General features: G+C 72.5%; 7 protein-coding genes. 4 read left to right on the forward strand and 3 right to left on the reverse strand.

Annotated features, from left to right (window positions below; genetic code table 11):
• Positions 1 to 95: 95 nt before the first annotated feature.
• From serB to ACWEVN_RS45300, 3 genes are read left to right on the forward strand one after another with little or no spacing between them, the layout of a single operon-like run.
• Positions 96 to 1,325, forward strand: a complete 1,230-nt coding sequence (gene serB, locus ACWEVN_RS45290; protein WP_449684471.1) for a phosphoserine phosphatase SerB — start codon at positions 96 to 98, stop codon at positions 1,323 to 1,325.
• Complete coding sequence (locus tag ACWEVN_RS45295) at positions 1,322 to 2,101, forward strand: peptidyl-tRNA hydrolase (RefSeq protein WP_452055389.1); 780 nt, start codon at positions 1,322 to 1,324, stop codon at positions 2,099 to 2,101. Before serB ends, ACWEVN_RS45295 begins: the two co-directional genes overlap by 4 nt.
• A gap of 16 nt (positions 2,102 to 2,117) precedes the next feature.
• Positions 2,118 to 2,522: an OsmC family protein gene (locus tag ACWEVN_RS45300; RefSeq protein ID WP_449684473.1), complete on the forward strand. Its 405-nt coding sequence runs from the start codon at positions 2,118 to 2,120 to the stop codon at positions 2,520 to 2,522.
• On the opposite strand, the gene ACWEVN_RS45305 is transcribed toward ACWEVN_RS45300, so the two are convergent.
• From ACWEVN_RS45305 to ACWEVN_RS45315, 3 genes are all read right to left on the reverse strand, one after another.
• Complete coding sequence (locus ACWEVN_RS45305; RefSeq protein ID WP_013229471.1) at positions 2,519 to 2,860, reverse strand: hypothetical protein; 342 nt, start codon at positions 2,858 to 2,860, stop codon at positions 2,519 to 2,521. The two genes, ACWEVN_RS45300 and ACWEVN_RS45305, sit on opposite strands and share 4 nt — an antisense overlap.
• A 58-nt stretch (positions 2,861 to 2,918) precedes the next feature.
• Positions 2,919 to 4,967, reverse strand: a complete 2,049-nt coding sequence (locus tag ACWEVN_RS45310; protein WP_449684474.1) for an ATP-dependent DNA helicase — start codon at positions 4,965 to 4,967, stop codon at positions 2,919 to 2,921.
• Between the two features lie 102 nt (positions 4,968 to 5,069).
• The gene (locus ACWEVN_RS45315; RefSeq protein ID WP_364588669.1) at positions 5,070 to 5,657 is read right to left on the reverse strand and encodes a biotin transporter BioY; all 588 of its coding nucleotides are present in this window, start codon (positions 5,655 to 5,657) and stop codon (positions 5,070 to 5,072) included.
• Between the two features lie 210 nt (positions 5,658 to 5,867).
• Between ACWEVN_RS45315 and ACWEVN_RS45320 the strand changes: the two genes are divergently transcribed.
• On the forward strand, positions 5,868 to 6,485 hold the full coding sequence (locus tag ACWEVN_RS45320) for a choice-of-anchor P family protein (protein ID WP_452055390.1): 618 nt from the start codon (positions 5,868 to 5,870) through the stop codon (positions 6,483 to 6,485).
• The last annotated feature ends 39 nt before the right edge of the window (positions 6,486 to 6,524 follow it).

Here is a 6,524-nt window from a genome sequence, read left to right on the forward strand (position 1 = left end):
TGCCCGGCTTCACAAAAGCCGGGCACGCGCTCTACTTATGTCCGGCTCCGGACCGGCAGACTGGCCGGGCAGCGTTGCCGAACGAGGGATGACCAGTGACCCAGACCCCCGTCCTGATCACGACGACCGGCCCCGACAAGCCGGGTGTCTCGTCCGTGCTGTTCGCCGTGCTGACCCGGCACGACGTCGATGTGCTCGACGTCGAGCAGGTGGTCATCCGCGGGCAGCTCGTGCTCGGGGTGCTCGCCGGGGTCTACCGCGACCCGGAGGGGTTGCAGGAGACGGTCGAGCAGGCGATGGCGTCCGTCGGCATGCAGGTCGACGTCAAGATCGGCACGGCGATCGGCGAGGACCCCTTCGCGCTCGGGCGCCGCGATTCGACCCACGTGCTGGTGGTGCTGGGCCGCCCGGTGACCGCGCGGGGCTTCTCCGAGGTCGCCCGCCGGCTGGCGTCGCTGGGGGCCAACATCGACGCGATCCGCAGCGTCGCCGACTACCCGGTGACCGGGCTCGAGCTGTACGTCTCGGTCGACGAAGACACCGCCGAGGCGGACGCCGCGCTGCGCTCCGAGCTCGCCGACGCCGCCGTCCAGGCGGGGGTCGACATCGCCGTGGAGCGGGCGGGCATCATGCGCCGGGCGAAGCGGCTCGTCGTGTTCGACGTCGACTCGACCCTGATCCAGGGCGAGGTCATCGAGATGCTGGGCGCGCACGCCGGGGTCGAGCCGGAGATCCGCGAGATCACCGAAGCGGCCATGCGCGGCGAACTGAACTTCACCGAGTCGCTGGAACGGCGGGTCGCGCTGCTGGCCGGCCTGCCGTCGACGACGATCGACCAGGTCGCCGCGTCGATCGAGCTCACGCCGGGCGCCCGCACCACGATCCGGACGCTCAAGCGGATGGGCTTCCGCGCCGGCGTCGTCTCGGGCGGCTTCATGCAGGTCATCGAGGGCCTGGTCGACGAGCTCGGGCTCGACTTCGCGGTGGCGAACGAGCTCGAGATCGTGGACGGCAAGCTCACCGGGAAGGTCGTCGGCGACGTCGTCGACCGCGCGGGCAAGGCGAAGGTGCTTCGCCGCTTCGCCGCGGAGTACGACATCCCGCTCGAGCAGTGCGTCGCCGTCGGGGACGGCGCCAACGACATCGACATGCTGTCGGCCGCGGGCATGGGGGTCGCCTTCAACGCGAAGCCCGCGCTGCGCGAGGTGGCCGACGCCGCGCTGTCGCACCCGTACCTCGACGCCGTGTTGTTCATGCTCGGCCTCACGCGCGGCGAGGTCGAAGCGGCCGACGCCGCCGACGGGCTCGAGCTGATGCGTCCGTGAGCAGCGTTCTCGACCCCCTGGGCGCCCGCTACGCCTTTTGGCTGGGGCTTCCGGCCGAAGACACTTCGGACACCTCCGACGAGCTCCCGGAGGAAGTCCGCGCGATGCCGGTCATCCTGCGCATCGAACGGGCCGAGCCGCCGGGCCGCACGCCGCTGCTGGAGGCGGCGGCCGCGGCGGCGCTGGCCGTGTGCCTCGACGAGCGCGCGCAGCCCGGCGGCGAGTGGGCCGAGCCGATGCACGCGTGGCTCGACAACCGGATCCGGAAGGTCGCGCGGCGGGCGCGGGGCGCGCACTGGGCGGCGGTCCAGGATCTGCCGGGGTTCACCGTCGAGGTCGACGGCGCCGAGGCGCGGGCGCTCGTGCCGGGTCTGGTCACCGAGACCCCCAAGGAGGTCGCGCGGCTGCAGATCTCCGGCAGCGAACTGCCGGCGGACGAGCCCGGCCCGCTCCCGGAGGGTGTCCCGCTGCTGCTGCTCAACCCGCACGTTCCGATGACCGTCGGCAAGGGCGCAGCCCAGGTCGGCCACGCGACGATGATCCTCGCCGCGCTGCTGGGCGACGCGGACCGAGCCGCCTGGGCCGCCCAGGGGTTCCGGGTCGCCGTGCGCACGGCGAGCCCGGCGCGGTGGAAGGAACTGCACCCGGGCGACGACCCGGAGGGCGCGTGGCGGCGCGATCGGGTGATCGCCGTGCGGGACGCCGGGTTCACCGAGGTCGACCCCGGCACGATCACGGTTCTCGCCCAGTGGGCGCCGGAACAAGGGACTCCCTGAGCCGGTTGGAGCGGGCATGACACTGGAAGTGGAACGCACCGGCGAGCACGCGTTCGTCGGGCGGAACGAGCGGGGTGCCGAGGTCCGGATCGGCCGCAAGGGCGCCGAAGGGGCGTTCTCGCCCGCCGAACTGCTGCAGATCGCGGCGGCGGGCTGCAGCGCGGTGACGGCCGAAGAGCTGATCACGCGGCGGATCGGCGAGGACGCGAAGTTCCGGGTCGGTGTCTCGGCCGATCGGCGTGAAGGCGCTTCGGAGCTGGACGCCGTGCACGTCGCGTTCGATGTCGACGTGTCGACTCTGACGGCGGATCAGCGGGACGCGCTGGCCGGTGCCGTGGACCGCGCGATCGACCGGCTCTGCACGGTGAGCCGGACGCTCAAGAAGGGGATCCCGGTGACGGAGACCTTCCCGCAGGTCTAGTTCTGGCCGGATTCCCAGACGACGTAGGCCTGGTCGGCGTCGGTCGTCATGGCCTCGATGAACTTCTCGTTGTCGAAGCCCGGAAGGGCCTGCAGGCGCTCGATGAGCGCGTCGGCCGCCGGGTCGCCGCTCGGGACTGCGGTGCCCTTGCCGTCGGTGCCCACCAGCATGAAGAAGACGTCCTCGTTCCACGGGCCGTCGGGGATGACCCGCACCATCACCGACGACAGGCCGGCCCACGTGACAGCTTCTTCGCTGCCGTCCGCGAGCCGCCGCCGCACGCCGGTGTCGTCGACGCTGACGGTCCGGGACTGGGCGCTGGACGAATCCTGGGTCAACCGGTGCTCCCTTGTTGCTTCGGTGGCTTCACCGTACCGGGCGCGGCTGTGGACCGCGTCACGCGGGCGCGGCTGCGTCCAGCCGGCGCAGCGCCTCCCGCACCACTTTCGGATCCATCGTGGGCCAGAACGGCGGCAGCGACGCCCGCAGGAAGCCGCCGTACCGGGCGTTCGCCAGCCGCGAATCCAGGACCGCCACCACCCCGCGGTCGCTGACCGCCCGGTGCAGCCGCCCGGTGCCCTGCGCCAGCAGCAAAGCGGCGTGCGTGGCCGCCACCGTCAGGAACCCGTTGCCGCCGCGGGCTTCCACCGCGCGCTGGCGGGCCGAGGACACCGGGTCGTCCGGGCGCGGGAACGGGATCCGGTCGACCACCACCAGCTGCAGCGACGGCCCGGGCACGTCCACCCCCTGCCACAGCGAGAGCGTGCCGAACAGGCACGTGCGGACGTCCTCGGAGAACTTCTGGACCAGCAGGGAGGTCGCGTCGTCGCCCTGGCACAGGATCGGGAAGTCCAGCCGCTCGCGCATCTCCTCGGTGGCCTGCTTGGCCGCGCGCATCGACGAGAACAGCCCGAGCGTGCGGCCGCCCGCCGCCTCGATCAGCTCGGCCAACTCGTCCATTGTGGACGATGTCAGGCCGTCCCGGCCCGGCGGCGGCAGGTGCTTGGCCAGGTACAGGATGCCGTTGCGCCGGTGGTCGAACGGCGAGCCGACGTCCAGGCCGGTCCACTTCGGGCCCGACTCGTCCGACGGCGCTTCCTTCTCCGTCGCCGCGCCCGGGGCCTGCTCCACGCGGGCCGCGCCCGGCGGGAGACCCCACTGCCGCGCCATCGTGTCGAACGTGCCGCCCAGGGTCAGCGTCGCCGACGTGAGGATCGTCGTGTGCTGGTTGAACACGCGCTCGCGCAACAGGCCGGCGACACCGAGGGGCGCCACCTTCAGCGCCGGTGGCCGCGGGTTCGACGAGTACTTGTCGCCGGAGAGCCAGACGACGTCGCGCTGGTGCGCCTGGTCCTCGTCGAACGCCTCCAGCAGCCGGACCGCGGTGTCGTGCACCTCGTCGAGCAGCGACCGCGCCAGCTTGCGCGCAGTGGCCCCCTCGACGTCCTCCTTGCGATCGCTGCCCAGCGCCGTGATGCACGCGTGCGCGGCGTCGCGGACCGCCGGGATCGCGCCCTTCAACGGCCGCGGGAGCTCATCCATCCGGCCCGCGGGCAGGTCGTCGACGATCAGCGCCAGCCCGTCACCCGCTTCCAGCAGGCGATCCGCGACGTCGGCGTCGATGAGCTTGCCGCAGCGGCGCGCGGCCGACGCGCACATCGCGCTGGTCAGCTCGCCGGTGGCGACCGAGGTGACCCGGTCGACCAGGTCGTGGGCCTCGTCGATGATCACCACGTCGTGGTCCGGCAGGACCTGGTAGCCCTGCAGCGCGTCGATCGCCAGCAGGGCGTGGTTGGTGACGATGACGTCGGCGCGGCCGGCCTCGGCGCGGGCGCGCTCGGCGAAGCAGTCCGTGCCGATCGGGCAGCGCGAAGCGCCGAGACATTCCTTCGCCGTCACCGAAACCTGGCGCCACGCCTGGTCGGAGACGCCGGGGACGAGCTCGTCGCGGTCGCCGGTTTCGGTGTCCGAGGCCCACTCCCGCAGCCGGGTGACCTCCTTGCCCAGCCGGGACACCGCGAACGGGTCGAAGAGCTGGGCGTCCTCCGGCTCGTCCGGCGCGCCGGAATCCAGCCGGTGCAGGCACATGTAGTTGCGGCGGCCCTTGAGGATGGCGAAGGTCGGCTCGCGGCCGAGCGGCTTCTTCAGCGCCTTCGCCAGGCGTGGCAGGTCACGGTCGACGAGCTGGCGCTGCAAAGCGATCGTCGCCGTGGAGACCACGACCGTCGCTTCCTTTTCGACGGCGTGGCGGATCGCGGGCACGAGGTAGGCCAGTGACTTGCCGGTGCCGGTGCCGGCCTGCACGGCCAGGTGCTCACCGGTGCGGATGGCGCGGCCGACGGCATCGGCCATCTGGACCTGCCCTGGACGTTCGGCACCGCCGACGGACTCCACCGCGTGGGTGAGGAGTTCGAGGACGCCGGGGAAATCGGTTCGGGCGGGCACAGCGACACATTAGCCGCCACCACCGACAGAGATCGGTGCTCCGTCGCGAACGGGCCACTCGCGTCGCGGGACCTCCCGTCGGGGGAGGCCCCGCGGCGAGTGTCAGTCCTGGTTGCGGCCGGAGACCAGCTTCCAGGTCAGCGGCAGCAGGCCGGCGGCCACGACGATCTTGATCGCGTCCCCGATCAGGAACGGCGTGACGCCCTTGGCGAACGCCGTCGACAGGTCGAAGCCGGTCGAGGCCATCAGCCACGGCACGCCGAACGCGTAGATGACCAGGTTGCCGAGCACCATGGTGCCCGCGGTGCGCACCGGCGTCCGGTCGCCGCCGCGGCCGGCGAGCGCGCCGACCAGGGCACCGGCGAAGACGAACCCGACGATGTAGCCGGCGCTGGCGCCGGACAGGCCCGAGGTGCCGTGCTGGAACCAGGGCACGCCCACGGCGCCGACCAGCAGGTACACCAGCATCGAAGCGGCGCCGCGCGACATGCCGAGCGACGCGCCGACCAGCAGCGCGGCGAACGTCTGGCCGGTCATCGGCACCGGGCTGCCCGGCACCGGGATCGTCAGCTGCGCGGCGGCGCCGGTGAGCACGGCACCGCCGGCGACCAGCGCGATGTCCCGCACGAGCGAACCGGGCACGAGGTCGGCCAGCACGGGCCGCTTGCCGGCGAAGGACAGCGAAGACACGAAACCTCCCGAGGTGAACAGGCGACGCCCGAGGTTAACGCTCGTTACCGTCCCGTGGACCCGCCGAGTTGCGTTCCTCACCGGCCACTCGTCCGGGTGGACCCGATCAGGGCGGGCGCCGGACCGGCCGATGACGAAGGGCACAGCTGCGATCTGTCACGGGACCGAGGAGGCCGGAGCATGCGGAACGCCAGGAAGAGGACATATCGGTTGCTGGCGGTGACGACGCTGGCCGTTCCGCTCCTCGGCGCGGCGGCCCCCGTGACGTCCACCGGATGGGCGTCGTCCGGCTCGGTGGACGTGACGATCGACAACGAGCACGTCGTCACCGGTGAACTGGCCAAGTGCACCGTCGACGGCCCGTACAAGGGCTGGACGCAGGGAGGGGCCACGGGCGACATCGCCGTGTTCGGGGCCGGGGACACCGGGTGCGGGCGGTCCGGCGAGGTGGCGATCGCCCAGGCGGCCGGGCGCCGCTTCAAAGCGACCGTGCTGAAGCGCTACGGCGGCCCGGAGCTGACCGTCCGGACGTTCTCGGCGAAGTGCGCGACGACCGCGACCGGCAGCCTCGGCGAGGTGGCGGTCGGCGCCGTCGAGGGCGTCACCGTGCCGGAGGAGATCCCGCCGAACTACCGGATCGTCATCCCCGGCGGGGCCGCCGGCACCGCGCTGGCGACGGTCGTGCTCAACGAGACCGTGACGCCCCAGCCGCCGGACGGCAGCCTGGTGACGCACGCGGTGCACATCAAGCTCTTCCCGCAGGGCGGCCCGGCCAGCGGCGACCTCTACCTGGGCACGGCCGCCTGCGACCCCTTCGGCAAGCACTAGCGCCCCAATGTGGCGTTCGGTGCGTTGGACGCACCGAAC

Source organism: Amycolatopsis sp. NPDC003861 (assembly GCF_053605405.1).

Excerpts from the sequence above, each read along its gene's own strand:
- ACWEVN_RS45300 (WP_449684473.1), top strand. The coding sequence starts at position 2,118 with ATGACACTGGAAGTGGAACGCACCGGCGAGCACGCGTTCGTCGGGCGG.